A 26,982-nucleotide genomic window follows, 5' to 3' on the forward strand; every position below is an offset into this window, starting at 1 on the left:
CAAGAGTTAGGTAAGGTAACGAAGTACCTGGGTGTGGGGTACCGCAGCCTGGGCCCTGTGTACGTGCGCTTCGCGTCTCCCGCGCGCGAGCCGAGGAAGGGAATCGCCACTGACTGTCGAGCACCTCAACCAGCTCCTGCTCGTCTGCTCCCTGGTCCTGCTGGTCGCCGTCGCGGCGGTCCGGATCTCCTCCCGCAGCGGGCTCCCCAGCCTGCTCGTGTACCTGGGGATCGGCGTCCTCATGGGCCAGGACGGCATCGCCCACATCCGTTTCGACAGCGCCGAACTGACCCAGGTCATCGGGTACGCGGCCCTGGTCGTGATCCTGGCCGAGGGCGGACTCGGCACGAAGTGGAAGGCGGTGCAACCGGTCCTGGCGTCCGCGGCCGTGCTGGCCCTGGTCGGCGTCGGGGTGAGCGTCGGGGTCACCGCCGCGGGCGCCCACTATCTGGTCGGGCTGGAGTGGCGGCAGGCGCTCATCATCGGAGCGGTGGTGTCCTCGACGGACGCGGCGGCGGTCTTCTCCGTGCTCCGGCGCATTCCCCTGCCCGCGCGCGTGACGGGCACGCTGGAGGCCGAGTCCGGCTTCAACGACGCCCCGGTCGTCATCCTGGTCGTAGCCTTCTCCACCGCGGGCCCGGTCGCGCACTGGTACGTCCTGCTGGGCGAGATAGCTCTGGAACTGGCCATCGGCGCGGCCATGGGTCTCGCGGTGGGCTGGCTCGGCTCCTGGGGCCTGCGGCACGTCGCGCTGCCGGCCTCCGGCCTCTACCCGATCGCCGTGATGGCCATCGCGGTCACGGCGTACGCGGCCGGGGCGCTGGCCCACGGCAGCGGCTTCCTCGCCGTCTACCTCGCCTCCATGGTGCTCGGCAACGCGCGGCTGCCGCACTGGCCCGCCACCCGCGGCTTCGCCGAGGGACTCGGCTGGATCGCCCAGATCGGCATGTTCGTGCTGCTCGGCCTGCTGGTCACGCCGCACGAACTCGGTGACGACATCTGGCCGGCCCTGATCATCGGACTCGCGCTCACCATGGTGGCGCGACCCCTGAGCGTGATCGTCAGCCTCGCGCCGTTCCGCGTGCCCTGGGGGGAGCAGACCCTGATGTCCTGGGCCGGCCTGCGCGGCGCCGTCCCCATCATCCTGGCGACGATCCCCATGGTGAACGGCGTCGACACCAGCCATCGGATCTTCAACATCGTCTTCGTCCTGGTCGTCGTCTACACCCTCGTCCAGGGGCCGACACTGCCCTGGCTGGCCCGCAAGTTGCGGCTCGGCGACGGCCAGGAGGCGGCCGACCTCGGCATCGAGTCCGCGCCCCTGGAACGGCTGCGCGGGCACCTGCTCTCCGTCTCGATCCCGGAGGGCTCGCGGATGCAGGGCGTCGAGGTCAACGAGCTGCGGCTGCCCGCGGGGGCGGCCGTCACCCTGGTCGTCCGCGAGGGGAAATCGTTCGTCCCGCTGCCCACGACGGCGCTGCGGCGCGGGGACGAACTCCTGGTGGTCACCACCGATCCGGTACGGGACGCCGCGGAACGCCGGCTGCGCGCCGTCGGGCAGGGCGGCAAGCTGGCGAGCTGGCTGGGCACGAACGGGACGACGGGCGCGGGCACGGGTGCCGGCACGCGTTAAGGACGTGTTTCGGGCGGTTCACACCTCGACCAATCCCAGGTGAAGGACCCCTGGGGTGCCCGCTTTCACAGGTGCACGCGGTGCCGTGCCCTGTACGATGAATGCACCTGATCGAACCAACTCTGCCTGACGCAGAGCTGGCGCGACCGTATGGCGGCCGGATCGCTCCTCGCAGTGGACACCGGTATCTACCGCAGTTCCGCGCAAGAGGACAGCTCTCGGCGACGCCCCCGTCCGAAGGGGCCGCGCTACCAGGCGGCAGAAAGGCACGGGCCGTGGAATCCACGGTCACCACCGAGCCGTCGGAGGTCTCGGTGACGCCACCGCGCCCCGGCTACGGACAGCTGCTGCGCACCCGCGGCGCCTGGACGTTCCTGCTCCCCGGTTTCGCCGCGCGCCAGCCGTTCGCGATGCTCACCATCTCGATCGTGCTCCTCGTGCAGCACACCACCGGGTCCTACGGCGCCGCGGGTGCCGCCGCCGCGGTCACCGGTGTCTCCATGGCGCTGTTCGCGCCCTGCGGCGGCCGCCTCGCCGACCGCTACGGTCAGCGCGCGGTGCTGATCCCCGGTGTGCTGGTCCACACGGTGTCGGGCCTCGCCCTGACGGCGCTCGCGCTGGCGCACGCACCCCTGTGGGCGCTGTTCGCGGCGGCCGTGCCGACCGGTGCATCGGTGCCGCAGGTCGGCCCCATGGTGCGCGCCCGCTGGGGCGTGAAGCTCCAGGACTCGCCCCTCATGGCGACCGCCGCCGCCTTCGAGTCCGTCACGGACGAGCTCACCTTCGTCTTCGGCCCGCTGCTCGCGACCGCCCTGTGCACCGCCGTGACCCCGTCCGCCGGCCTGGTCACGGAGGCCGCGCTGACCCTGGTCGGGGGTCTCCTCTTCGCCGCGCAGAACAGCACCCAGCCGCGGGTGACCGACACCGGCCACGCGCGCGTGCGGCACGTCTCCGCGCTCCGCGTCCCCGGCGTGCGGGTGCTGGTCGTCGCCTTCCTCGGCATCGGATCGGTCTTCGGCGGCATGCAGGTCTCGCTCGCCGCGTTCACCGAGTCGATCGGTGAGCCCGGCCTGAACGGCGTCCTGTACGGCACCTTCGCCGCGGGCAACATGATCTCGGGCGTCGTCTGCGGCGCGATCGCCTGGAAGGCCGCCCCGCACCGGCGCCTGGTCGTCGGTTACGCGGCGCTCGCGCTGACCGCGTCCGCGCTGTGGACGTCCCACTCCGTGCTGCTCCTGGCCGGCCTCGGTCTGCTGGTCGGCATGTGCATCGCGCCCGCGCTGATCACCGGCTACACACTGGTCGAGGGCCTGGTCCCGGCGGGTGCCCGCACGGAGGCGTTCACCTGGCTGACCGGCGCGGTCGCGCTCGGCCAGGCGGCCGCGGTCACCGTCGCCGGACAGCTGGAGGACCGCCTGTGGGGCGGCGCCGGATTCCTGGTGCCGATGGCGGGCACCGCGCTCGCCCTGGTCGCCCTTGTGGCGCTGCGCTCGCGACTCGTCACCCGGTCCCGGAACCGTACGGTCGCACGTGGCGTCGGTCACCGCGTACCGGTGACGGTGGACTGATCCTCGGGAATACGTCACTATGGACCGTCGTTAGCACTCATCGAGTGAGAGTGCCAGGAGGAAGACAGTGCCGACCTACCAGTACCAGTGCACCGAGTGCGGCGAGGGCCTCGAGGCGGTGCAGAAGTTCACCGATGACGCCCTGACCGAGTGCCCCAACTGCGGTGGCCGCCTGAAGAAGGTGTTCTCCGCCGTCGGCATTGTCTTCAAGGGCTCGGGTTTCTACCGCAACGACAGCCGCGGCTCCTCGTCGAGCAGCAGCCCCGCGTCGAAGCCGTCGGGCTCCGGCTCGTCGAGCACGTCGTCCGACTCGAAGCCGTCGTCCTCGACGTCCTCGTCGGGTACGTCCTCCTCGGGCTCGGCGGCCTCCTCGGGCTCCACCAGCAGCTCCGCCGCCTGAGGCGCCTCCCCTCGGACTCCGCTCGGACCCCGCCGTCGTGCGACGGCGGGGTCCGAGGCGTTCCCGGGGACCGGATCCTGGGGCGCTTTCGCGGCCAGCTACTGTGCTGAGCATGGTGAACGCAGAGATCGGCGTAATCGGTGGCTCCGGCTTCTACTCCTTCCTCGACGACGTGACCGAGGTGCAGGTCGACACGCCCTACGGGCCGCCCAGCGACTCCCTCTTCCTCGGCGAGATCGCCGGCCGCCGGGTCGCCTTCCTGCCCCGCCACGGACGCGGCCACCATCTGCCGCCGCACCGGATCAACTACCGGGCCAACCTCTGGGCCCTGCGCTCCGTCGGCGTGCGCCAGGTGCTCGGCCCGTGCGCGGTGGGCGGTCTGCGCCCCGAGTACGGTCCGGGCACGCTCCTCGTGCCCGACCAGATGGTGGACCGTACGAAGTCCCGTGCGCAGTCGTACTTCGACGGGCTGCCGCTGCCCGACGGCACCGTGCCCAACGTGGTGCACGTGTCCCTGGCCGACCCGTACTGCCCCACCGGGCGGGCCGCGGCCCTCAAGGCGGCGCACGGCCGGGAGTGGGAGCCGGTGGACGGGGGCACGCTGGTCGTCGTCGAGGGACCGCGCTTCTCGACCCGCGCGGAGTCGCTGTGGCACCAGGCGCAGGGGTGGTCCGTGGTGGGCATGACCGGCCATCCGGAGGCGGCGCTCGCCCGTGAACTGGAGCTCTGCTACGCGTCGTTGACGCTGGTCACCGATCTCGACGCGGGCGCCGAGAGCGGTGAGGGCGTCTCGCACGACGAGGTGCTGCGGGTCTTCGAGGCGAACGTGGACCGGCTGCGGGGCGTGCTGTTCGACGCGGTGGCGGCGCTGCCGGAGAACGCGGCCCGGGACTGCCTGTGCACGAACGCGCTCGGCGGCATGGACCCGGGGTTCCCGCTGCCGTAACACCGGCGGAACGTCCCGTTCGGGTGGCGGAGTTGTCCACAACCCGTGGATGGTCCACCGGCTCCGACGCGTTTCGGCGCGAGGCCTCATCGTGGCCTCGCAAGCCGATTCCCCGTCGCAGGTGGTGATCCATATGTCCGTTCCCCCGCCCTCCTCCCCCTCGTTCCCCTCAGCCCCCGCATTCCCCCCGCCCCTCCGGGTCCCGCGTCCGCTGGGCACGGACGCTCCCGCCACCTGCGTGGTCCCGCAGTTCGACCCGGTGCGCGTACGCGGCGCGGGCCACCGGCTGGGGCACCTGCTCCGGCATCGCAGGCGGGCCGTCGCGGCCGGCCTCGCCGTCACGGCGGCGGCGCTCGTCGCGGCCGGTCCCCGCGCCGCCACGGATCCGCCGCGCGCCGAGCGGCCCCGGAAGCATCCGGTCACCCGGCCGGCACGGCCGCATACCCCGCCCGTGGACATGGTGTCGGCGCCGGTGCGGATCGCCGACGCCGCCACGGTCCGTCTGCTGCGCCCGGGCGACCGGGTGGACGTCGTGGCCGCCGGGGACCCCGCGACGGGCGGTCAGGCCCGGGTGATCGTCCGCGGGGTCCGTGTGACGGAGCTGCCGGAGCCGGTGGAGGGGACCTCGCAGAGCGGGGCACTGGTCGTGCTCTCGGTTCCGCACGCCGCCGCGGCACGGCTGGTCGGCGCGAGCGCCACGGCCCGGCTGGCGGTGACCTTGTGCTGAACGACCTGGGGAGATTTCCTGGCCGAATTCCGTCAAGTCTCTCGTTCCGGCTACCCGGTTGGGCACGATGGCCGCATGGTGACGTAGGTTGCGGAGCGTTTTGCTCCACACCCCGTACATGCGAGGAGAGTCCCCGAGGTGAGCGAGAAGAAGGAACCTGGCATCTGGCAAGGCTTCAAGTCCTTCCTGATGCGCGGGAACGTCGTCGATCTGGCAGTCGCGGTGGTCATCGGCGCCGCCTTCACGAACATCGTCAACTCGGTGGTGAAGGGGCTCATCAACCCACTGGTCGGCGCGATCGGCACGAAGAACCTCGACAGCTACAGCACGTGTCTGAAGGACCCGTGCGCGCTGAACGCGGACGGCAGCGTGAAGAGCGGCGTCCAGATCATGTGGGGCTCCGTCCTGGGAGCCACGCTGAGCTTCGTGATCACCGCTGCGGTCGTGTACTTCCTGATGGTCCTGCCGATGGCGAAGTACCTGTCCCGGGTGGAGGCCCGCAGGAGGGCGAGGGAGGGCACGCACGAGGTCGTCGAGGTGACCGAGCTGGAGGTGCTGAAGGAGATACGCGACGCCCTGGTCGCGCAGCGCGGGAACGGACAGCACCGGACCGGGCAGAACTGGACCGGGCAGGGCGGGACGGGGCAGCACGGCACCGGACAGGGCACGACCGGGCAGGGCTGGCGTTAGCGAGGCCGCCGCAGACGGTTCAGAGGTGGTGGGGGGGCTTCTCGTCGAGGAAGCGCTTGAGGTCGGCCGCGGAGTCCCCCGCCGGCCGCTCGCCCCAGCCGCCGTCCGTGTCGTCCGAGGACTGCCGGTCCAGCGGATCGTCGAAGATCAGCGCGGCCTTCGGGTCGCGCGGCTCGGGCTCAGGGGCGGCGGTACTCATGGCTCAAGGGTACGGCTGCGGGCCCGCACCCCTCGGTGCCGCCTCTCCTCCCAGCCCGCTCGTGATCACGTCCACAAGCTTTTGGTGGCCGTTTCTGCTGTGCTGGACGCATGATGTCGAGTTCCGCTCCGGCGCCCGCCGCGCAGGGCGCCCCCCAGCACCTGCGGCCACTGCGCCGGCTCACCGCGCGCGGTCGCGACGAGGCCCACCGCGTCGCCTCCCCGCTCGAGCTCCTCTTCGACCTGTGTTTCGTGGTCGCCATCGCGCAGGCGGGTGCGGAGCTGGTGCACGCCGTCGCGGAGGGCCATCCGGGCCAGGGCATCCTGAACTACGCGATGATCTTCTTCGCCATCTGGTGGGCCTGGATGAACTTCACCTGGTTCGCCTCGGCGTACGACAACGACGACGCGCTCTACCGGGTCGTCACCCTGATCCAGATCGCGGGCGTACTGGTACTGGCGGCCGGCATCTCGCAGGGCTTCGCGGACCACGACTACATGGGGGTCTGGCTCGGCTATGTGATCATGCGCGTGGCGATGGCCGCTCAGTGGCTGAGGGCCGCGCGGTCGGCCGAGGGCCCGGAGAGAAGGATGGCGCTGCGGTACGCGGGCGGTGTGCTGCTGTGCCAGGTCGGCTGGGCGGGCCTGGTACTGCTCCCGCAGGACGCGCGCGGCTGGGTGTACCTGGTGATGGTGATCGTCGAGATGTGCGTGCCGCTGTACGCGGAGAGGGAACACACCACCTCGTGGCATCCGCACCACATCGCCGAGCGCTTCGGGCTGTTCACGATCATCGTGCTCGGGGAGACGATCGCGGCGGCGACCGTCGCCATGAAGTCGGCCCTGGCCGAGCACGACGCGCTGACCGGTCTGCTGCCGATCGCCGCGGGCGGTCTGCTGATCGTCTTCTCCGCGTGGTGGATCTACTTCGTGGTGCCCATCCACGGCCATCTGCGCTCCAACAGGCAGTCGTTCCTGTGGGGATACGGCCACTACCTGATCTTCGCGTCGGCGGCCTCGATCGGCGCGGGTCTGGAGGTGGCCGTCGAGCAGGCGGTCGGCTCCTCTCACCTGTCGACGGTGGCGGCCTCGGCGGCCGTGACCCTGCCGACGGCGCTGTACCTGCTGACCGTGTGGGCGCTGCACTCGCGGCACTTCAAGGTCGGCATCGCCCAGCAGCTGGTACTGCCGGTGGCGGCGCTGCTGGTGATCTGCTGCACCTTCCTGGGCCACTGGGCGGTGCCGGCGGCGGGCCTGGTGTGTGCGCTGGCGGTGGCGACCGGGACGACCCTGACGGCGCGCATGGCCGGCCGGGAGCGCTCGGCGAAGGCGGCCGCCGGCGCCGCCTGACCCGCCGGAAGCGGGACGGCCTGGGCCAGACTGGCCGTCATGACGGTTGACGCATTGACGGACGTGGCCGGGCTGCGAGTGGGACACGCGTCCCGCAGCGGCGGCGGCTGGCTCACCGGCACCACGGTGGTCCTCGCTCCCGAGGGCGGCGCGGTCGCCGCGGTGGACGTGCGCGGGGGCGGTCCGGGTACCAAGGAGACGGACGCGCTCGACCCGCGCAACCTGGTGCAGCGGGTGGAGGCGATCGTGCTCACGGGCGGCAGCGCCTACGGGCTCGACGCGGCGTCCGGGGTGATGGCCTGGCTGGAGGAGCGCGGCCGTGGGGTGCGGGTGGGGCCGGATCCCGCCCACGTCGTGCCGGTGGTGCCCGCGGCCTGCGTCTTCGATCTGGGGCGGGGCGGGGACTTCCGGGCCCGTCCCGACGCGGCCACGGGGCGCGCGGCGGTCGAGGAGGCCGCGGCGAGCGGGCCCGGCGCTCCGGTGCGGGAGGGGTGCGTGGGGGCCGGTACGGGCGCCGTGGCCGGGGCGCTGAAGGGCGGGGTGGGCAGCGCGAGCGTGGTGCTGGAGTCGGGGATCACGGTGGCCGCGCTGGTGGTGGCCAATGCGGCCGGCGCGGTGCTGGATCCCGAAACGGGCGTGCTGTACGGGGAGTTGTTCCAGGGGCGCGTGGAGTATCCCGAGGAGCGGGTGCACGAGGCCGCGCGCCGGCGGCTCGCCGAGGCCGCCGCCGGCAACGGGCTCCCGCCGCTCAACACCACCCTCGCGGTGGTGGCGACCGATGCCGACCTCTCCAGGGCGCAGGCACAGAAGCTGGCCGGGACGGCACACGACGGGATCGCGCGCGCCGTGCGGCCGGTGCACCTGCTGCACGACGGGGACACGGTGTTCGCGCTGGCGACGGGGGCCATCCCGCTGGACGGCGGCCCGCTCGCGCTCAACGAGATCCTCGCGGCCGGCGCGGATCTGGTCACGCGCGCCGTCGTGCGCGCCGTGCGGGCGGCCGAGTCCGTGGCCGGGCCGGGCGGCGTGTGGCCGTCGTACGAGGAGTTGTACGGGGTGTGAGGGCGGCGGCGGGCGGCGCGCCGGACGGTCGCGCGCCCTCACCGATTGTCCCGGTTCTGTCACGTGATGGCGTTCGCGACCGCGCGGGGGAACCCGAACCCGCGCCGGCGCCCTCTCTCTCCACGCACTGGAGCGGATCACGCACATCACAAGAACCTGGAGCAGCCCGTGACAAGGCCGGACATTGCAGCGCGGCGCGCACTGGGGGCCTGTGCCGCCCTGATGGTCGGCGCCCTCACCCTGACCGCCTGCGGAGGCGACGCCAACGCCACGAGCAACGACAGCAAGGGCGGGCAGGACAGCGCCGCCAAGACGTCTGCCGCGAAGATCGCGATCTCGGCGAAGGACGGCTCGACCGGCGCGTCCGTCAACACGACCGGCGTGCGGGTCAGCGGCGGCAGGCTGACGGTCGTCAAGATGACCGTGGCAGGGTCGGGACAGGCCGTGGACGGCACCCTCTCGGCGGACGGCAGCACCTGGAAGCCGAAGGAGCAGCTGGAGCGCGGCACGAAGTACGAGATATCGGCGACCGCCAAGGACCCCAAGGGGCTCACGGCGGCGGCCAACTCGATCTTCACCACCGTCAATTCGTCCAACAGCTACATCGGGACGTACACGCCGGACAACGGGACGACGGTCGGCGTGGGGATGCCGGTGTCGTTCACCTTCGACAAGGTCATCAGCGACAGGAAGGCCGTGCAGTCGCACATCACGGTCACGTCCAGCAGCGGCCAGCAGGTGGTGGGGCACTGGTTCGGCTCGCAGCGGCTGGACTTCCGGCCGCAGGACTACTGGAAGGCCGGCTCCAAGGTCACGATGAAGATCGACCTGGACGGGGTCGAGGGCGCGAACGGCGTCTACGGGGTGCAGAAGAAGACGGTGACCTTCACCGTCGGACGAGCGCAGGTCTCCACGGTCGACGTGAACACGCAGACCATGACGGTGGTCCGGGACGGCACGACGCTCAGGTCGGTGCCGGTGTCGACGGGCAGCCCCGAGCACACGACGTACAACGGGCAGATGGTGATCTCCGAGAAGTTCACCCAGACCCGGATGAACAGCCAGACGGTGGGCCTCGGCGGGGAGTACGACATCCCGGACGTGCCGCACGCGATGCGGCTGACGCAGTCGGGGACGTTCATCCACGGCAACTACTGGTACAACAAGGGCAACCCGCCGTTCGGGCGCGAGGGCACCAGCCACGGCTGCGTGGGGCTCGCGGACGCGCAGGGCGCACAGGGCGACACGACGGCCAAGTGGTTCTACGACAACTCCCTCATCGGGGACGTCGTGGTCGTGAAGAACTCCCCCGACAAGACCGTGCAGCCGGACAACGGGCTCAACGGATGGAATCTGTCGTGGAACGAGTGGACCGCCGGAAGCGCCGTCTGACCGGCCACTTTTGACGGATCATCGGGCCGCGCGGGAACTTTTCGCGCGGCCCGGGTGTTTTCCAGGCGTACGTTTTCTCGGTTCCCGGACATGATGTCCGACCGAGGGGCTACGGTATGCACCCACAAGGTGACATGCAGCAACGCCGGGAGAAACCTTGAGCGTTCCGTACGAGACTGCAGCGTACGAACCCGCCGAGTCGCCCGAGTCTCCGGAGGAGCATCTCGCGCGGCTCCTGGGCCGTGCCCTGAACTCCTTCGAACTGCCCGACGAGGCGATCAGGCAGCTGGACTGCGCGCTGGCGCACGACAGTTCGCTGCACTCCGCGCACCACAGCGCGGGGCTGCACCGGGAGACCTACCGGCACACCTGGCTGCTCGCCGACGGGTCGGCGGTCACGCTGTGGGAGCTCGTGCACAACACCGCGCCGGGCAGCGCCCCGCAGGCCGAGGTGTACGTGGACGAGGAGGAGCTGAGGGCCGCGACGGCGCGGCTGCCGTTGCCGCCGGACGCCCCGGACTTCGAGCTGCCGGTGCTGACGACGCTGGCGGCGGTCCCCGAACCCCGGCACGTGTATGCGCCGGACGACTCCGCGGACCACGCGCGCCGGCTGCTGCGCCGCGCGGAGAACGCCGACCGGCCGGGCACGGACACGGCGCACACGCTGGCTACGGCGTCCGCGCACCAGATCACCCAGGCGTTCGGGCGGCCGGGGCGGGCGGGGCGGGCGGGCCGGACCAGACTGAGTTTCTCGCTCTACGAGCACGCGTTCCTGCTGAGCGACGGCCGGGAGCTGTCCCTGTGGGAGGTCGAGCACACGGCGACGCCGGACGGCCGGCACATGTGCGAGGTGTACCCGTCGGAGAACGCGGCCCGGGAGGCCATGGAGCGACGGGCGGCGCGGCGGCCCTGAGCCGGGCCCGGCCGCCCACCGGGCCTCAGCGGCCGCCGAGTCGGCGTACCAGCCCGGCGAAGGCGTCCTGTTCGGCCGGGGTGAGTTCCACGGCCTCCCGTGACGGGCCGGACCGGAGCTGGTGCGGACGGCCGGGAAGCAGCCGGCCCGCGCGCCAGGCGGTGGCCTCGCGGCGGGTGTGACGCAGCACGCGCATCAGGACGGCCACCCAGGCGACGGTCGCCAGGGCGAGGGCGGTCACACCGATCAGCTGGAGGGGCGCGAGATGCTCGGACATGCGTCCCAGTACACATCACGGTCCGGGACTTCGGCCCCGGACCGTGACGTATCTCGCAGGTGCCGTGAACGACTCACAGCACGTCAAAGGGACAAGAGGGTGCGGGCGATCAGGCCGCGACGGGCTGCTTGGCCTCCTTCGCCGCGGCGGCCGGGCCGGCCGCGGAGCCGTCCGCCGGGGTCTGCCGGCCCGGCTTGCGCAGGCCCTTGAGGAGGACGACCAGGGCCGTGGTGACCACGACGCCGGCGGCGATGGCGATCAGGTAGAGGAACGGGTTGCCGATCAGCGGGACCACGAAGATGCCGCCGTGCGGGGCGCGCAGCGTGGCGCCGAAGGTCATCGACAGGGCGCCGGTGATCGCGCCGCCGACCATCGAGGAGGGGATGACGCGCAGCGGGTCGGCGGCGGCGAACGGGATCGCGCCCTCGGAGATGAAGGAGGCGCCGAGAACCCAGGCGGCCTTGCCGTTCTCGCGTTCGGTCTCGGTGAAGAGCTTGCCGCGCACGGTGGTGGCCAGGGCCATCGCGAGCGGCGGGACCATGCCGGCCGCCATGACCGCAGCCATGATCTTCATCGCGGAGTCACTGGGGTCGGAGACCGCGATACCGGCGGTGGCGAAGGTGTACGCGACCTTGTTGACCGGGCCGCCGAGGTCGAAGCACATCATCAGGCCGAGCAGGGCGCCCAGCAGGACGGCGTTGGTGCCGGTGAGGCCGTTCAGCCAGTCCGTCATGCCCTTCTGGGCGGACGCGATGGGCTTGCCGATCACCACGAACATCAGGAAGCCGACGATCGCCGAGGAGATCAGCGGGATCACCACCACCGGCATGATGCCGCGCAGCGCCGCCGGGATGTTGATCTTCTGGATGCCCATCACCACCGCACCGGCGATCAGACCGGCCGCCAGGCCGCCGAGGAAACCGGCGTTGATGGTGAGGGAGATGGAGCCGCCGACGAAGCCGGGGACCAGGCCCGGCCGGTCGGCCATGCCGTAGGCGATGTAGCCGGCCAGGACGGGCACGAGGAAGGCGAAGGCCACGCCGCCGATCTGGAAGAACAGCGCGCCCCAGCTGTCGGCCTGCGTCCACATGAAGTGGTCCATGACCGACGGCGCCTTGTTGATCCTGTATCCGCCGATCGCGAACCCGATGGCGATCAGCAGACCGCCGGCCGCGACGAACGGGACCATGTAGCTCACGCCGGACATGAGCCACTTGCGCAGCTTGGTGCCGTAGCCCTCGCCGGCGTCCCCGGCGCGTTCGACCGGCGTGGCCGGGGCGGAACCGGAGGTCACCTCGCCGCGGGCCGCCCGCTCGCGGACCTCGCCGATCAGCTCGGCGGGCCGGTTGATGCCCGCCTTCACGCCGACGTCGACGGTCGGCTTGCCGGCGAAGCGGTCCTTGTCGCGCACGGGCACGTCGTGGGCGAAGATCACGCCGTCCGCCGCCGCGACGACCTCGGGGTCGAGCCGGGTGAAACCCGCCGAGCCCTGCGTCTCGACGACGAGTTCCACGCCCGCCGCACGGCCCGCGTTCTCCAGGGACTCCGCCGCCATGTAGGTGTGGGCGATGCCGGTGGGGCAGGAGGTGACGGCGACGATGCGGAAGGGGCGCCCGGCCGTCGTGTCCGCGCCGGAACCGGCGGCGGGTGCCTGCGCCGTGGGTGCCGCTGCGGCGCCGGCGGAGGCCGCCGCCGGCGCCGCAGCGGTGCTCTGGGAGTCGCTCGCGTCCTTCGAGCCCGCGGAGGTCTGCGCGGGGGCCTGGGCGGGGGCCCGGTCGCCTCGGATGAGGGCCGCGGCCGCCTCCGCATCGTCCGCCGACCGCAGCGCGTCGGTGAACTCGCTGTTCATCAGCTGGCGGGCCAGTGCGGAGAGGATCGTGAGGTGGGCGTCGTCGGCACCGGCCGGGGCCGCGATCAGGAAGACGAGGTCGGCCGGGCCGTCCGGCGCGCCGAAGTCGATGCCGGCGGCGCTGCGACCGAAGGCGAGCGTCGGCTCGGTGACGTGGGCGCTGCGGCAGTGCGGGATGCCGATGCCGCCGTCGAGGCCGGTCGGCATCTGGGCCTCGCGGGCGGCCACGTCGGCGAGGAAGCCCTCCAGGTCGGTCACCCGGCCCAGGGCCACCATGCGCTCGGCGAGGGCGCGCGCCGCCGCTTCTTTGGAGTCGGCGGACAGGTCGAGATCGACCAGGTCCGCGGTGATCATGTCGCTCATCGCGGGCTCCTATGCACGCGTATCGCCCGGGGTGTGGGGTGGGCGGTTTCGGGGACGGGGGTGCCGTGGGGGGCGGGGTGGGAGGCGGGACCGGGGAAGCCCCGCCTCCCGGGGACGCCGGGGCGGCTCAGGGTGCCCCGTCGGCCTGACGCGGCGGCGAGTAAGGAGGAGGAACCTCGCCGCTCGTGGGCCGGTTGTCGGCGGGCGGCGCCGGGGAGGAGCGCGGCCGCGCGCGGGGTCGTAGAGGCGTTCATGACACCGGCTCGCTCAGTTCGCGGTCGACGGGGACACGGTCGGTGACGGTCACCGCCGTGGGGTCCAGGTCGGCGGGGGTGGGCATCACGCTGCCGGGCAGCTGGACGGCGGCGGCGCCGTGGGCGACGGCGGAGGCGAGGGCCGTCGGGCCGCTGCCGCCGGCGACGAGGAATCCGGCGAGGGAGGAGTCGCCGGCGCCGACGTTGCTGCGGACGGTGTCGACGCGGGCGCTCGCGAACCAGGCGCCGGTGTCCTCCACGAGCAGCTGGCCGTCGGCGCCCAGGCTCGCGAGGACGGCGCGTGCGCCCATGCCGCGCAACTCCTCGGCCGCCTTCAGCGCGTCGCCGACCGTCGCCAGGGGACGCCCGACGGCCTCCGCGAGCTCCTCGGCGTTCGGCTTCACCACGTCCGGGCACGCGCGCAGCGCTTCAAGGAGCGCACGCCCCGACGTGTCCAGCGCGATGCGCGAGCCCCCGGCGTGCGCCCGGGCGACCACATCGGCGTACCAGGACGGCGCGAGACCCCGGGGCAGACTCCCGCAGCACGCGATCCAGTCCGCGTCCCGGGACTGCTCGCGCACCGTCTCCAGGAGCAGTTCCTGCTCCGCCCGCGAGAGTTCCGGACCCGGCGCGTTGATCTTGGTGAGCACCCCGTCGGACTCCGCGAGCGCGATGTTCGAGCGGGTGGCACCGGCGACCGGGACCGGCGCGACCTCGATGCCCTGCGCGTCGAGCAGATCGGCGACGAGCGCGCCGGGCGCGCCACCCAGGGGCAGGACGGCGACCGTGCGCCGGCCGGCGGCCGCGACGGCGCGGGAGACGTTCACACCCTTGCCGCCGGGGTCCATCCGTTCGCCGGTGGCGCGGATGACCTCGCCGCGCTCCAGGGCGGGGACCTCGTAGGTACGGTCGAGGGAGGGGTTGGGGGTGACGGTGAGGATCATGGCGGTACCGCTCGTGCCGTTCGTCGCGTTCGCGCTGTCCGTGGTGCTCATGCTCGTACTACTTCCGTGCCGCCGCGCTCGATGGCGGCGGCGTCCTCGGGGCTCAGCCCGCTGTCCGTGATCAGCAGGTCCACGTCGCTCATGGCGCCGAAGCGGGCGAAGTGTTCCTGGCCGTGCTTGGCGGAGTCGGCGAGCAGGACCACCCGGCGGGCCGCGGCGACCGCCGCCCGCTTGACCGCCGCCTCGGCGAGGTCGGGGGTGGTGAGGCCCTGGCCGGCGGAGAAACCGTTGGCGGCGACGAACAGGACGTCGGCGCGGATCTCGCCGTACGCGCGAAGTGCCCAGGCGTCCACGGCGGCGCGCGTGCGGTGCCGTACCCGCCCTCCGACCAGGTGCAGCTGGATGCCCGGGTGGTCGGCGAGGCGGGCCGCGATCGGCAGGCTGTGCGTGACGACGGTGAGGGACGCCTCCAGCGGGATGGCCCCGGCCAGCCTGGCGACGGTCGTGCCGGCGTCGAGGATCAGGGTGCCCTCGGTGGGCAGTTCCGGCACGGCGGCCCTGGCGATGCGGTCCTTCTCGTCGGCCGACGTGGACTCGCGTTCGGCGAGGTCCGGTTCGAAGTCGAGGCGCCCGGCCGGGATGGCACCGCCGTGCACCCGGCGGACCAGGCCGGCGCGGTCGAGGGCCTTCAGATCGCGGCGGATCGTCTCCGCGGTGACCTGGAACTCCTCGGCGAGCGACACGACGTCCACCCGCCCGCCGTCACGGGCGAGCCGGAGGATCTCCTGCTGCCGCTCCGGTGCGTACATGCCCTGCGCCTCCACTTGAACGTACGTCCGACTCATGTCCGATCGTTTCCGGCTCATGCCCGGACTTGTGGTTTCGCTGGGAGGCTACGCCCGGATTTCCGGAAAGTAAACAGGTTCGGACCTCAACCGGGCACGGTCGGACTTCTCTCGCGCCATCGGACGTCCCCCGCGCACACGGAAGGGCCCGGCACCGAGTCGTGGTGCCGGGCCCCCGGCCACAGGCGCGCCCCGGGGGGCTCGCTCAGTGGACCAGCGCGGGCTCGTCCTCCGGTCGCGCCGGGAGCGGCTCCTGCGCGTCACCGCCCTCCAGGTGCTGCGCCGGGTGCTTCGGCAGCGCGGACATCAGCAGGAACATCACGGCCATGACGGCGGCCACCCAGAACAGCGCGTGCTGGAAGGCGTTCACGAAGGCCGGGCCGATCCTGTCGTCGGTGAGCGGGTCGTCGATGACGCCGAAGAAGACGACGGAGACCAGGCCGAGGCCGAGCGCGTTGCCCATCTGCTGCACGGTGTTGATCAGACCGGAGGCGGACCCGGCGTGCTCGCGCGGCACCTCCGACAGCACCGCGTCGGTCAGCGGGGCGACGATCAGGCCCATGCCCGCGCCCATCACGACCAGCGGCAGGGCCATCTGCCAGGAGGCGATGGCGAGGCCGTAGCGATCGGACTCCGCGACGTAGAGCAGCACGCCGAGCCCCATCACCAGGGCGCCCGCCTGGAGCACCTTGCGGCCGAAGCGCGGCACCAGTTTCTGCACGGACAGGCCGGCCGCGACGGAGACGGCGATCGAGAACGGCACCCCCGTCAGGCCCGCGTGCAGCGGGCTCCAGCCGAGGCCGACCTGCATGTAGAGCGTCCAGACCAGGAAGAAGATGCCGAGGGCGACACCGAAGACGGTCTGCACGGCGATGCCCGCGGCGAAGCTCTTCACCTTGAACAGGGACGGTTCGATGAGCGGGGAACCGTCACGGGCCGCCTTGCGGCGCTCGTACGCCACCAGCGCGCCGAAGACGACCACCGCCCCCGCCATCGACACGTACCCCCACAGCGGCCAGCCCAGCTCCCGGCCGCGGGTCAGCGGGTAGAGCAGCATCAGCAGGCCGAGGGTGACCAGGGCGACGCCGACGAGGTCCAGCTTCAGGGCGTGCGGAGCCTTGGATTCGCCGATGTAACGGCGGCCGAGGAGAAGAGCCGCGATGCCGACCGGGAGGTTGATGAGGAAGATCGGGCGCCATTCGAGGCCGAGGACGTTCCACTCCGTCAAAAGGGCGCCGAGCAGCGGGCCGGAGACCGCGCCCAGGCCGACGATCGCGCCGAACAGGCCGAAGACCTTGCCGCGCTCGTGCGCCGGGAAGGTGGCGTGCACGATCGACAGGACCTGCGGAACCATCAGCGCGGCCATGCCGCCCTGCAGGATGCGGGCGGCGACCAGCATCTCCGGATTGGCGGCGAAGCCGCACAGGGCCGAGGCGAGGGTGAAGCCGGCGACACCGACGAGGAAGATCCGTTTACGGCCGTGAATGTCACCGAGGCGGCCGCCGGTGATCAGACCGGCCGCGAACGCGAGGGCGTAGCCGGCGGTTATCCACTGGATCTGGCTGAAGGAGGCGTGCGCGGTCCGCTGGATGGACGGGATGGCGATGTTGACGATCGTGACGTCGACCAGGTCCATGAAGGCCGCGGTCATGACGATGGCCAGGGCGAACCAGCGGTGCCGTGCGCCGGGGGCGGCCACCGTCCGGGGCGCGGCCGGGGCCGGTGCGGTGTGGTCCGTGGCGGAGCCGCTGATCGATACGGACCCGCGCCCCTTCAGGTTGTCGTTGTCGACGTCGATGGAAGTCATGACCTCAACCTAGGGATCCATTAGGACAGACCACGTCCTACTTCTACGGCATCCTCGGACACATGACGACGGACACCCCGGCTCGGCTCCTCCATCTGCTGTCCCTGCTCCAGACGCCCCGTGAGTGGCCCGGTGGCGAACTCGCCGAACGGCTCCAGGTGTCCCGGCGCACCGTGCGGCGGGACATCGACCGGCTGCGGGAACTGGGCTATCCCGTGGAGGCCAGCAAGGGGGCCGACGGCGGGTACCGGCTGGTCGCCGGGAAGGCGATGCCGCCGCTGCTCCTGGACGACGAGGAGGCGGTGGCCATCGCGGTCGGGCTGCGCGCCGGGGCGGGACACGCCCTGGCGGGGGTGGACGAGGCGTCGGTACGGGCGCTGGCGAAGCTGGAGCAGGTGCTGCCGGCCCGGCTGCGGCACCGGGTGACCACGCTTCAGGCCGCGACCACGCCGTTGACCAGTGGGGACGGGGCGAGCATCGCTCCGGAGACGCTGACCGTGATGGCGTCGGCGGTCGCGGGGCGGGAGCGGCTGCGGTTCGCCTACCGGGCGGCGGACGGCAGCGAGACGCGGCGGCAGGCCGAGCCGTACCGCCTGGTGTCGACGGGGCTGCGGTGGTACCTGGTGGCGTACGACCTCGATCGCGACGACTGGCGGACGTTCCGGGTCGACCGGGTGAGCGAGCCGTTCGCGACCGGCGCGCGGTTCGCGCCCCGGGAGATGCCGACGGGGAGCGCGGCGGAATTCCTGCGCCGGTCGATCCAACGGCAGAAGGAGACCTACGAGTTCACGGTCGCGTTCGCCGGGACGGCGGCGGACGTGGCGGCCCGGTTGCCGGGGTGGCTGGGGACGCCGGTGGACGAGGGCGACGGGTGGTGTGTGGTGCGGGGGGCCACCGGGGATCCGATGGAGTGGCTGGCGGTGCGGCTGGTGATGGCGGGGGGCGAGTTCGTGGTGCGGAAGCCTCAGGAACTCGCGGCGTGCGTGCGGGAGTTGGGGGGACGGCTGGTGCGGGCCGGCAAGGGCGCGTGAGCGGCCGTACCCGCTACGCCCGGTCCGTCCAGGCGAACCCGCGCAGATCGGCCAGGTTCCGCAGCGCGAGCGCCGCCGGTCCCTCCGCGTCCGACGGCGACGCCGTGCCCGCCGCCCAGGACTCCACCGCCACCCGGACCGCCGCGCCGGCCACCGCTGCGGTGAAACGGAGGTGGGGGGTGGGGGCAACGTTGTCGGGCGCGACGCGCTCCGCCAGGATCCTCGCCAGCAGCTCCTCCGAGGACTGGCAGACCTCCGCCCACACCTTGCGCAGGGCCGGACTGGTGTCGGCGAGGTGGATCAGGGTGCGCACCCATTCCCAGGAGGCCGCGGAGACCCCCACGCCGGGGGTCAGCGTGTGATGGACGGCGTGTTCGAGCGCTTCGGGCACCGAGAGGACCGCCGGGGCCGCCCGTACGGCCTCCGCCCAGCACCGGGCGCCCGCCGCGTACAGCGGGGCGACCGCCTCTTCCTTCGTGGCGAAGTAGCGGTAGAAGGTGCGGGGTGCGATACCGGCGGCGTGTGCGATGTCCTCGGCGCGGGTGGCCCGCAGACCCTGCCGTACGAACAGGCCCGCGGCGGCCCGGGCGATCTCCATCCGGGTCTCCGCCTTGCGCCGCTCCGTCAGGGAGGGGCCGGGAGGATCCTGGCGGGGGTGATCCTGCCGGGGGGTGTGGCCGGCGGTGCTGGGGGTGCTCACCTCGGCAGGCTATGCCGCTGTGGCAGAATCTGCCATCCGGTGGTTCACCCCGTGGTTCAGGTACGGGGTGGGCCACCGTTCCGGCATGCCGGGAGGTTCCAGCATGCCTGGCGGGAGACGGGACCGGCGAACGCGCCGGACAAAGGCCGGGCTCCGGCACCCGGGGGGGGTTTGGGCGCCGGAGCCCGGTCTGCGAAGGTCCCGGCGCCGGGGGGATGGCGCGTCGGGACATGGCTCACCGAAGGGGTGTCACACGTCGTCGTGACACATCGTCGTCGTACGTCGTCTCAGGGGTCCGAGTCACCGGCCCCGAATGGTTGTTCCCTACACGCCGGACCTTGAAGCGGCGGTACCGCGCCATGTTTGCGCCGCCTTCCCTCACCCGGCGCACGCACTCGGCCTGAACCGTTCCACGTGCGCCCTCCGGAGCCCCCGCGGACACGGGGGCTCCATGCGCTCGGGTTTCCCACAACTCCCTTACGCCGCCGGCTCGAACCCCGTGCTGCGGGCCAGCTTCTTCAGCTCCAGCAGCGCGTGCTTCTCGATCTGGCGGATGCGCTCACGGGTCAGGCCGTGCTCCTTGCCGACCTCGGTCAGCGTGCGCTCGCGGCCGTCCTCGATGCCGTACCGCATCTTGATGATGGAGGCCGTGCGCTGGTCCAGACGGCCGATCAGGTCGTCCAGTTCCTCGCTGCGCAGCAGGGTCATGACGGACTGCTCGGGGCTGACCGCGGACGTGTCCTCCAGGAGGTCGCCGAACTGGGTGTCGCCGTCGTCGTCCACCGACATGTTCAGGGAGACCGGGTCACGGGCCCAGTCGAGGACGTCGATCACGCGCTCCGCGTTGGAGCCGAGCTCCGCGGCGATCTCGGCGGGCTCCGGGTCACGGCCGTGCTCCCGGTTGAACTCGCGCTGCACACGGCGGATCCGGCCCAGCTCCTCCACCAGGTGGACGGGGAGCCGGATGGTCCGGGACTGGTCGGCGATGGAACGGGTGATCGCCTGACGGATCCACCAGGTCGCGTACGTGGAGAACTTGAAGCCCTTGCGGTAGTCGAACTTCTCGACGGCACGCACCAGGCCGGCGTTGCCCTCCTGGATCAGGTCGAGCAGGGGCAGACCGCTCCTCGGGTACCGGCGGGCGACGGCCACGACCAGGCGGAGGTTGGAGCGGATGAAGACGTCCTTGGCCCGCTCGCCGGCGTCGACGAGCGCCTCCAGCTCCTCGCGGCTGGCGTCCGACGCGGACTCCTCCTCGCCGTCGAGGACCTGCCGCGCGAACACACCCGCCTCGATGGTCTGGGACAGTTCGACTTCCTTGGCGGCGTCGAGGAGCGGTGTGCGCGCGATCTCGTCGAGATACATGCCGACCAGATCGCGGTCGGCGATCTCGCCGCCATGGGCGCGGCGAACACTGCTTGCCGAGTCGGCCGTCTCGCCGGTGGCGGACTGACGACGGGCGACGGCACGGGTTGCCATGCGGTGCTCCCTTGCGATGGTGGGCGGGCGGGGTGGTCCTATCCGGTTTTCTCGGTCATCCGGTGGATGCCCGGCTGTCGGCCGGCTGTGCCGCGGAGCCCGCTTCCGAAGCTCCCGGCGCCCTGGTCGTGTGCCCGGCATCCGAAGGAAACAACGACTGCAATCCGGACAGAATTCCCATGCCGCCCCCCGATTTTTCTGATCATGCAGTACCCTGTGCCGCCAACCGAGGGGACACGATGTCGTCGGAACGTACAGAGGTGCAGGTCAGACCGGGAGTCGAGGCGGATCTCGAAGCCCTCACCGACCTCTACAACCACTACGTACGTGAGACGCCCATCACATTCGACACGGTGGCCTTCACAGCGGAAGAGCGTCGTGCGTGGCTGCTCTCCCACCCGGAAGACGGCCCGTACCGCCTGATGGTTGCCACGTCCGCGGACTCACAGGAGATTCTCGGGTACGCCACATCCAGCCCCTTCCGCGCGAAACCCGCCTACGGGACCTCGGTGGAGACCACGGTCTACGTCGCCCCGGACGCCGGCGGGCGCGGCATCGGCACGCTCCTCTACCAGGCCCTCTTCGAGGCGCTCGCCGACGAGGACCTGCACCGCGCCTACGCGGGCATCGCCCAGCCGAACCAGGCCTCCACCCGGCTGCACGAGCGCCTCGGTTTCCGCTACGTCGGCACCTACCGCGAGGTGGGCCGCAAGTTCGGCCGCTACTGGGACGTGGCCTGGTACGAACGCCCGCTCTAGCCGGCGGCCCGCCCCGCCGGGATTCAGCCGAACTGGACCGACCGCTTGGCCATCCCCATCCAGAACCCGTCGATCACCGATTTCTGCGCGTCCAGCTCACCGCCGGCCTCCGCCGCGCCCATGGTGACGAAGAGCGGGGCGAAGTGCTCGGTGCGCGGGTGGGCGTAGCGGCCGGCCGGCGCCTTGTCGAGGAAGTCCAGCAGGGCGTCCCAGTCACGGTCCTCCAGGGCCCGGTGCCCCCAGTCGTCGAACTCCGAGGACCAGGACGGCACGCCCGCCCCGGCGTGGCGCAGGGCCGCCAGGTTGTGGGTGAAGAAGCCGGAGCCGACGATCAGCACGCCCTCGTCGCGCAGCGGCGCGAGCCGGCGGCCGATCTCCATCAGGCGGACCGGGTCGAGGGTGGGCATGGAAATCTGGAGGACAGGGATGTCCGCGGCCGGGAACATCTCCACGAGGGGCACGTAGGCGCCGTGGTCCAGTCCGCGGTCCGGGATGTCCTGCACGGGGGTGCCGGGGGCGCGCAGCAGCTTGCGTACGGACTCGGCGAGCGCCGGCGCCCCGGGGGCCGCGTACCGCACCTGGTAGTAGTGCTCGGGGAAGCCCCAGAAGTCGTAGACGAGAGGGACGGTCTGTACGGCACCGAGGGCGAGGGGGGCCTCCTCCCAGTGGGCGGACACCATCAGGACGGCCTTGGGGCGGGGCAGGCCGGCGCTCCAGGCGGCGAGTTCGCCGGGCCAGACCGGGTCGTCGGCGAGCGGCGGCGCGCCGTGGCTCAGATAAAGGGCGGGCATGCGCTCCCGGGAAGCGGCGGATCGTTCCTGTGCGACGGCGGCCATGACGGCGGCTCCCTCCACGGACGGGAACCGCCCCGCGGTCCCCACGGTCTGGCACTTATGTTTTAACTCTCAAGCTTTCCGTGGAACACCCTACGCCCCACTTGTTTAACCTTCAAGGAGAGGCCTCGTACAGTGGGATACATGAACACGGCACCCACGTCCGCGACCGCCGCCGGCAACCGCTGGCTCAGCGACGAAGAACAGCGCGTCTGGCGCTCGTATCTGCACGCCACGACCCTCCTGGAGGACCATCTGGACCGTCAGCTCCAGCGGGACGCGGGGATGCCGCACATCTACTACGGCCTGCTGGTCGGGCTCGCCGAGGCGCCCGGACGGCGGCTGCGGATGACCGAGCTGGCCATGGGGGCGAAGATCACCCGGTCCCGGCTCTCGCACGCCGTCGCGCGTCTGGAGAAGAACGGCTGGGTACGGCGGGAGGACTGTCCCGACGACAAGCGGGGCCAGTTCGCCGTCCTGACCGAGGAGGGCTCGGAGGTACTGCGGCGCACCGCACCGGGCCATGTGGCCGCCGTGCGGCAGGCGCTGTTCGAGCGGCTGACCCCCGGACAGCAGCAGGCCCTCGGCGAGATCATGCAGATCGTCGCCGAGGGCCTGCAGCCCGACGAAGCGGGCGCGGACCTGCCCTGGCTCCGCTGAGGAGCTCAGAACAGGCCCGCGTGCGGGTACCCGGGCGGCCGGTGGCCGCTCAGAGGCTCAGTGGGCGACCACCGGGACCGGCAGGTCGTCCTCCGCGCCCTCACCGGAGGCCACCGGAGTGGCGTCCGGCGTACCGGCGTTGACGAGGGTCACCACGATCACCGCGGCCAGCACCAGCATGCCGACGGCGAACCAGATGGCGTTGGTGTAGCCGTGCACCGCGCCCTGCATCTGGACGAGCTGCGCCTGCGACTTGGAGGTCGCACCCGCGATGTGGTCCTTGATGTACGCCGTCGTCGCCGACGCGGCGATGGTGTTCAGCAGCGCGGTGCCGATGGCGCCGCCCACCTGCTGCGAGGTGTTGACCATCGCGGAGGCGACACCGGCGTCCCGGGGCTCGACGCCGAGCGTGGCCAGGGACATGGCCGGCATGAACGCCGTACCCATGCCGAGACCGAGCAGCAGCATCGCGGGCAGGATCGTCGAGGCGTACGACGAGCCGATCTCCAGCTGCGTCATCAGCAGCATGCCGACGGCCGCGACCAGGAAGCCGGGGCCCATCAGCAGCCGGGCCGGGACCCGGGTCATCAGACGGGCGCCGATCTGGGTGGAGCCGATCATCATGCCCGCGATCATCGGCAGGAAGGCGAAGCCGGTCTTGATCGGCGAGAAGCCCTGGATGACCTGGAGGTAGTAGGTCAGGAAGAGGAAGGTGCCGAACATCGCGATGATCGCGATGCCGAGGGAGAGGTAGATACCGCCGCGGTTGCGGTCGGTGACCACACGGAGCGGCAGCAGCGGCGCCTTGACCCGGGTCTCGGTGACCACGAACGCGAGCAGCAGCACCACGGAGGCGACGAACAGGCCGATGGTGGTGGCGTCGCTCCAGCCGTCGGACTCGGCGCGGGTGAAGCCGTACACCAGGGCGACCAGGCCGAGGGTGGACAGCAGCACGCCGGGGATGTCGAGCGGGTTGCGGTTGCGGCCGCCCTCCGGCTCACGGATGACGAAGTACGCGCCGAGCGCGGCGACGATGGCGAACGGGACGTTCACGAAGAACGTCCAGCGCCAGTCCAGGTACTCGGTGAGCACACCGCCGAGGATGAAGCCGACGGCGCCGCCACCACCGGCGATCGCGCCGTAGATGCCGAACGCCTTGGCGCGCTCCTTGGCGTCCGTGAACATCACGGCGAGCAGGGAGAGCGCGGCCGGGGCGAGCATGGCGCCGAAGACGCCCTGCAGGGCGCGCGCGCCGAACATCATCGCGCCGCTGGTCGCGGCGCCACCGAGCGCGGAGGCGGCGGCGAAGCCGGTCAGGCCTATGACGAAGGCCCGCTTGCGGCCCCACAGGTCGGCGATCCGGCCGCCGAAGAGGAGCAGGCCGCCGAAGGCGAGGGCGTAGGCCGTGACGACCCATTGCCGGTTGCCGTCGGAGATGCCCAGGTCGGTCTGGGCGGAGGGCAGTGCGATGTTCACGATGGTGGCGTCGAGGACGACCATCAGCTGGGCGAGCGCGATGAAGACGAGCGCTTTCCAGCGGTTGGCGTCACCGGACTGCGCCGGTGCGCCGGGAGCCTTGGCGGCTGTTTCGGACATGGGGGTACCCACTTCTTGACTTCGTGAATGCGTGACGGAAAGTCAGTACTTCGTTACGGAAGGTCGCCGGAACGGGCCGGAAGGCCGGCGCGCGTGCCGGAAAAGGGATCGGCGAGGAGATCGGACAAGGGATCGTGGAGCGCGGGACGGTGTTCGGTGTGGAGCCGGGGGCGCGCGAGAAGAAGGACCGGCGCTCGGTCCGAAACTGATCTGCCCCCCGTGGGACGGTGCGGTCGCTCTCGGTCGTTCAGGCCTGGCGGAGGTCCTCCATGGTCACGGCCGTGCCCGGCAGGGCGGAGCGGGCCGGTGCCCGCAGTCCGTCCAGGAACAGCTGCAGATGGCGGTGGACGAAGCGGTCGCCGACCAGGCAGTCGGTGCCGAACGGGGGCCGGCTGAGCTGAGCCACGGCGATCATCACGTCGCCGACCCCCACGTCCGGACGAAGCTGCCCGGCCACCTTGGCGCGGTCCATGAGCTGCCCGATGAGCTGCTCACACCGTTCGCGCGCCGCTTCCAGGTCCGGGTGGTTCTTGTCGAAGGTGCTGGAGACCATCGGGCACAGCGCGCTGACCCGCTCGTCGGCGGAGGCGTGCACGAACCGCTCCAGCGCCCCGTATGCGTCCCCGGTCTCCGCGAGCGCGAGCTCGGCCGCTTCCGACGTCCGGTCCATCACGGAGCAGACGACCTCACGGACGAGCGCGTCACGGTCGGGGAAGTTGCGGTACACCGTGGCGTTGCCGACGCCGGCCCGGCGGGCGATCTCGTCGAGCGGCACGTCGGGGCCGTACTCGGTGAACATCTCGCGGGCGGCGGTCACGATCCGCTCCCGGTTGCGCAGGGCGTCGGCGCGCGGCCTGGGCGCCTTGCGCACGGTGGGGGTGGCGGTCGCGGTCTGCACGGCGCACTCCTGGTCTGGTCGGTCTGGGTGTTGCTCTGGACTTCCACGATCCGGGGATCCGTTCCCCGTTTCGCGCGGACACAGGTCTAAACGGGGAACGGGTCCCCGGTTATTTCCACACCCCCTCCTCATTTCATGTGACCCGCATCACATCTTCTGATCCGAGGAATCCCACGATCGGCCCCTCCAACGCGCGCCCACCGCCCCGTGGACACAGGGTGATCGAAAGGGTGCAGTCGGAAACCGGCGGCTGCCGTGGCGCGAAAGGTCCGTGCATGCAGCCGCAGCAGCCCAGCCGCTCCATACCCGCGCACCGTGACACCCCCCGCGCCCCGCGCACGCCGCCCGCCGCGCACGCTCCGCACACTCCCCGCGCGCCCCACGCCACGCCCGCCAACCGCGCGATACGCACGTCACGCGCCCCGCGCACGCCCTCGAACCGCGCGATACGCCACCGCCGTGCGGCCTCCCTCGCCGCCGTGACCGTGCTGGTCCTCGCGGTCGGCACCTCGGCGGGCTCCGGAGACCTCGCGGCGGCGCCCACACCGGCCGGCGCCGGCCCGATCGCGCTGGCCCGCTCCTCGGCCTACGGCCCCTGTCTGATCAGCGGCGCCCACGAGATCCAGATGACCGAGGGCATCCCCACCCCGGGCGGCTACTCCCGCTCCACCGGCACCGTGCACGCCCTGGCCCTCATGGTCGACTTCTCCGACGCGCCCGGCGAGGGAGACCCGCTCGACCGCTACCGCGAGTTCTTCCCGCAGACCCAGGAGTGGTTCCGCACCGCCTCCTACGGCAAACTCGACTACCAGCCCGCGGCCCCCGTCGACCACTGGCTGCGGATGCCCAAGCCGTTCGCGGACTACGGCATAGAGCGCGGCGCCCCCTTCGACCCCGGCTACCGGCAGCTGGTCCAGGACATCGTGGCCGCCGCCGACCCGGACGTGGACTTCCGGTCGTACGACCTCCTGAACGTGCTGATCACCCCGAACGCCGGCCCGTCCGCCCTGGACACCGTGCTGTCGGTGACCTTCGCCGGCAACTCCGACGCCCCGGTCGCCGACGGCGTCCCGGTCGCCAACGCCTCCTTCGTCTACTCCCGCCAGGACGACGGCTCCGGCTCCTACCAGCAGACCGGCTACCGGGTCCTCCCGCACGAGAACGGCCACGTCTTCGGCCTGCCCGACCTCTACACCCAGGAGGGCGGGGGCGCGGTCGGGCACTGGGACATCATGAGCGAGGACTGGGGCGCCGACAACGACCTCCTCGCCTGGCACAAGTGGAAGCTGGGCTGGCTCGACGCCGACCAGGTCAGCTGCGCGGCCGCCCACGGCGGCACCGACTACACGCTGACCCCGCTCTCCCGGGCCGGCGGCCACAAACTGGTCTTCGTCCCCATCGACGCCCGCACCGGCTACGCCCTGGAGGTCCGCACCAAGGGCGGCAACGACGAGGAGGTCTGCCGCCCCGGCGTCCTCGTCTACAAGGTCGACGCCAACATCGACACCGGCCGCGGACCGATCAAGGTGTACGACGCCCACGGCGACACCGGCGGCTGCACCCGGAGCCCCAACGTCCAGGCGGAACTCTCCGACGCCCCGTTCGGCCCGGGCGAGTCCTTCAAGGACCCCGAGCACGGGATCGAGGTACGGGTGGCGGACGTGGACACGGACGGGAACTACCGGGTGCAGGTCACACGGCGCTGACCGGCCCGGCCGGGGTTTACGGTGGGCGTGCCCTGATCGCCGTACCGGAGATCGCGGCCGGGTCCTGAACGCCGTACCGGAGATCACGGAAGCCGCCGACCCA

The 26,982-nt window shown here is 71.8% G+C and carries 25 protein-coding genes; 14 read left to right on the forward strand and 11 right to left on the reverse strand.

Translation table 11 applies throughout. The features are described from left to right. Positions 1–55 precede the first annotated feature (55 nt). From ACZ4O3_RS14070 to mscL, 6 genes are all read left to right on the forward strand, one after another. Positions 56–1,633, forward strand: a complete 1,578-nt coding sequence (locus ACZ4O3_RS14070) for a potassium/proton antiporter (RefSeq protein ID WP_362727820.1) — start codon at positions 56–58, stop codon at positions 1,631–1,633. Positions 1,634–1,908: 275 nt separating this feature from the next. After that, positions 1,909–3,201 carry an MFS transporter gene (locus tag ACZ4O3_RS14075; protein ID WP_467722263.1) on the forward strand — a complete coding sequence of 431 codons (1,293 nt, stop codon included), beginning with the start codon at positions 1,909–1,911 and terminating at the stop codon, positions 3,199–3,201. Positions 3,202–3,268: 67 nt separating this feature from the next. Further along, the gene (locus tag ACZ4O3_RS14080) at positions 3,269–3,601 is read left to right on the forward strand and encodes an FmdB family zinc ribbon protein (protein WP_362716247.1); all 333 of its coding nucleotides are present in this window, start codon (positions 3,269–3,271) and stop codon (positions 3,599–3,601) included. Positions 3,602–3,713: 112 nt separating this feature from the next. Then, positions 3,714–4,547, forward strand: a complete 834-nt coding sequence (locus ACZ4O3_RS14085) for an S-methyl-5'-thioadenosine phosphorylase (protein ID WP_362732721.1) — start codon at positions 3,714–3,716, stop codon at positions 4,545–4,547. A gap of 133 nt (positions 4,548–4,680) precedes the next feature. Continuing rightward, positions 4,681–5,274, forward strand: coding sequence for a hypothetical protein (locus tag ACZ4O3_RS14090; protein ID WP_467722264.1), 594 nt, complete (start codon positions 4,681–4,683; stop codon positions 5,272–5,274). Positions 5,275–5,412: 138 nt separating this feature from the next. Further along, a complete protein-coding gene (mscL, locus tag ACZ4O3_RS14095; protein WP_362730110.1) occupies positions 5,413–5,964 on the forward strand; it encodes a large conductance mechanosensitive channel protein MscL in 552 nt (183 codons plus the stop codon). 19 nt (positions 5,965–5,983) lie between these two features. Here the strand turns inward: mscL and ACZ4O3_RS14100 are convergent, their stop codons facing one another. Then, entirely contained in the window at positions 5,984–6,163 is a 180-nt protein-coding gene (locus ACZ4O3_RS14100) for a hypothetical protein (protein WP_351712247.1), read from the reverse strand. Between the two features lie 110 nt (positions 6,164–6,273). Here ACZ4O3_RS14100 and ACZ4O3_RS14105 point away from each other — a divergent pair, with 110 nt between their 5' ends. From ACZ4O3_RS14105 to ACZ4O3_RS14120, 4 genes are all read left to right on the forward strand, one after another. Continuing rightward, positions 6,274–7,512, forward strand: coding sequence for a low temperature requirement protein A (locus tag ACZ4O3_RS14105; RefSeq protein ID WP_467722265.1), 1,239 nt, complete (start codon positions 6,274–6,276; stop codon positions 7,510–7,512). Between the two features lie 39 nt (positions 7,513–7,551). After that, positions 7,552–8,574 carry a P1 family peptidase gene (locus tag ACZ4O3_RS14110; RefSeq protein WP_467722266.1) on the forward strand — a complete coding sequence of 341 codons (1,023 nt, stop codon included), beginning with the start codon at positions 7,552–7,554 and terminating at the stop codon, positions 8,572–8,574. Positions 8,575–8,742: 168 nt separating this feature from the next. Beyond that, the gene (locus ACZ4O3_RS14115; RefSeq protein ID WP_362731994.1) at positions 8,743–9,966 is read left to right on the forward strand and encodes a L,D-transpeptidase; all 1,224 of its coding nucleotides are present in this window, start codon (positions 8,743–8,745) and stop codon (positions 9,964–9,966) included. Between the two features lie 157 nt (positions 9,967–10,123). Continuing rightward, positions 10,124–10,879 (forward strand): DUF6227 family protein, encoded by a 756-nt coding sequence (locus ACZ4O3_RS14120; protein ID WP_384986820.1) that lies wholly within the window; start codon positions 10,124–10,126, stop codon positions 10,877–10,879. Positions 10,880–10,904: 25 nt separating this feature from the next. Here the strand turns inward: ACZ4O3_RS14120 and ACZ4O3_RS14125 are convergent, their stop codons facing one another. From ACZ4O3_RS14125 to ACZ4O3_RS14145, 5 genes are all read right to left on the reverse strand, one after another. Beyond that, positions 10,905–11,156, reverse strand: a complete 252-nt coding sequence (locus ACZ4O3_RS14125; RefSeq protein ID WP_384986822.1) for a hypothetical protein — start codon at positions 11,154–11,156, stop codon at positions 10,905–10,907. A 109-nt stretch (positions 11,157–11,265) separates the two neighbouring features. Then, positions 11,266–13,368: a PTS fructose transporter subunit IIABC gene (locus ACZ4O3_RS14130; protein ID WP_467722267.1), complete on the reverse strand. Its 2,103-nt coding sequence runs from the start codon at positions 13,366–13,368 to the stop codon at positions 11,266–11,268. Between the two features lie 250 nt (positions 13,369–13,618). Next, on the reverse strand, positions 13,619–14,566 hold the full coding sequence (gene pfkB / locus ACZ4O3_RS14135) for a 1-phosphofructokinase (protein ID WP_467722441.1): 948 nt from the start codon (positions 14,564–14,566) through the stop codon (positions 13,619–13,621). Positions 14,567–14,613: 47 nt separating this feature from the next. Further along, the gene (locus tag ACZ4O3_RS14140; RefSeq protein ID WP_362718482.1) at positions 14,614–15,375 is read right to left on the reverse strand and encodes a DeoR/GlpR family DNA-binding transcription regulator; all 762 of its coding nucleotides are present in this window, start codon (positions 15,373–15,375) and stop codon (positions 14,614–14,616) included. Between the two features lie 241 nt (positions 15,376–15,616). Further along, positions 15,617–17,062 carry an MFS transporter gene (locus ACZ4O3_RS14145; RefSeq protein ID WP_467722442.1) on the reverse strand — a complete coding sequence of 482 codons (1,446 nt, stop codon included), beginning with the start codon at positions 17,060–17,062 and terminating at the stop codon, positions 15,617–15,619. Between the two features lie 218 nt (positions 17,063–17,280). Here ACZ4O3_RS14145 and ACZ4O3_RS14150 point away from each other — a divergent pair, with 218 nt between their 5' ends. Continuing rightward, positions 17,281–18,249: a helix-turn-helix transcriptional regulator gene (locus ACZ4O3_RS14150; protein ID WP_362718473.1), complete on the forward strand. Its 969-nt coding sequence runs from the start codon at positions 17,281–17,283 to the stop codon at positions 18,247–18,249. A 13-nt stretch (positions 18,250–18,262) separates the two neighbouring features. Here the strand turns inward: ACZ4O3_RS14150 and ACZ4O3_RS14155 are convergent, their stop codons facing one another. Further along, on the reverse strand, positions 18,263–18,847 hold the full coding sequence (locus tag ACZ4O3_RS14155; RefSeq protein WP_362718476.1) for a TetR/AcrR family transcriptional regulator: 585 nt from the start codon (positions 18,845–18,847) through the stop codon (positions 18,263–18,265). 579 nt (positions 18,848–19,426) lie between these two features. Continuing rightward, complete coding sequence (locus ACZ4O3_RS14160) at positions 19,427–20,428, reverse strand: sigma-70 family RNA polymerase sigma factor (RefSeq protein ID WP_362718471.1); 1,002 nt, start codon at positions 20,426–20,428, stop codon at positions 19,427–19,429. Positions 20,429–20,667: 239 nt separating this feature from the next. Here ACZ4O3_RS14160 and ACZ4O3_RS14165 point away from each other — a divergent pair, with 239 nt between their 5' ends. Further along, positions 20,668–21,186, forward strand: a complete 519-nt coding sequence (locus tag ACZ4O3_RS14165; RefSeq protein WP_362718468.1) for a GNAT family N-acetyltransferase — start codon at positions 20,668–20,670, stop codon at positions 21,184–21,186. Positions 21,187–21,209: 23 nt separating this feature from the next. Here the strand turns inward: ACZ4O3_RS14165 and ACZ4O3_RS14170 are convergent, their stop codons facing one another. Continuing rightward, positions 21,210–22,022: a dioxygenase family protein gene (locus ACZ4O3_RS14170; RefSeq protein ID WP_362718466.1), complete on the reverse strand. Its 813-nt coding sequence runs from the start codon at positions 22,020–22,022 to the stop codon at positions 21,210–21,212. A 141-nt stretch (positions 22,023–22,163) separates the two neighbouring features. Between ACZ4O3_RS14170 and ACZ4O3_RS14175 the strand changes: the two genes are divergently transcribed. Then, positions 22,164–22,679: a MarR family winged helix-turn-helix transcriptional regulator gene (locus ACZ4O3_RS14175; protein WP_362718463.1), complete on the forward strand. Its 516-nt coding sequence runs from the start codon at positions 22,164–22,166 to the stop codon at positions 22,677–22,679. 57 nt (positions 22,680–22,736) lie between these two features. Here ACZ4O3_RS14175 and ACZ4O3_RS14180 read toward each other — a convergent pair whose 3' ends face one another. Together ACZ4O3_RS14180 and ACZ4O3_RS14185 are read right to left on the reverse strand one after the other, a co-directional pair. Continuing rightward, a complete protein-coding gene (locus ACZ4O3_RS14180) occupies positions 22,737–24,275 on the reverse strand; it encodes an MFS transporter (protein WP_362718460.1) in 1,539 nt (512 codons plus the stop codon). 247 nt (positions 24,276–24,522) lie between these two features. Continuing rightward, positions 24,523–25,173 (reverse strand): TetR/AcrR family transcriptional regulator, encoded by a 651-nt coding sequence (locus ACZ4O3_RS14185; RefSeq protein WP_362718457.1) that lies wholly within the window; start codon positions 25,171–25,173, stop codon positions 24,523–24,525. Between the two features lie 275 nt (positions 25,174–25,448). Between ACZ4O3_RS14185 and ACZ4O3_RS14190 the strand changes: the two genes are divergently transcribed. After that, on the forward strand, positions 25,449–26,879 hold the full coding sequence (locus ACZ4O3_RS14190; protein WP_467722268.1) for a M6 family metalloprotease domain-containing protein: 1,431 nt from the start codon (positions 25,449–25,451) through the stop codon (positions 26,877–26,879). The last annotated feature ends 103 nt before the right edge of the window (positions 26,880–26,982 follow it).

The organism is Streptomyces sp. NPDC026515 (assembly GCF_055567595.1).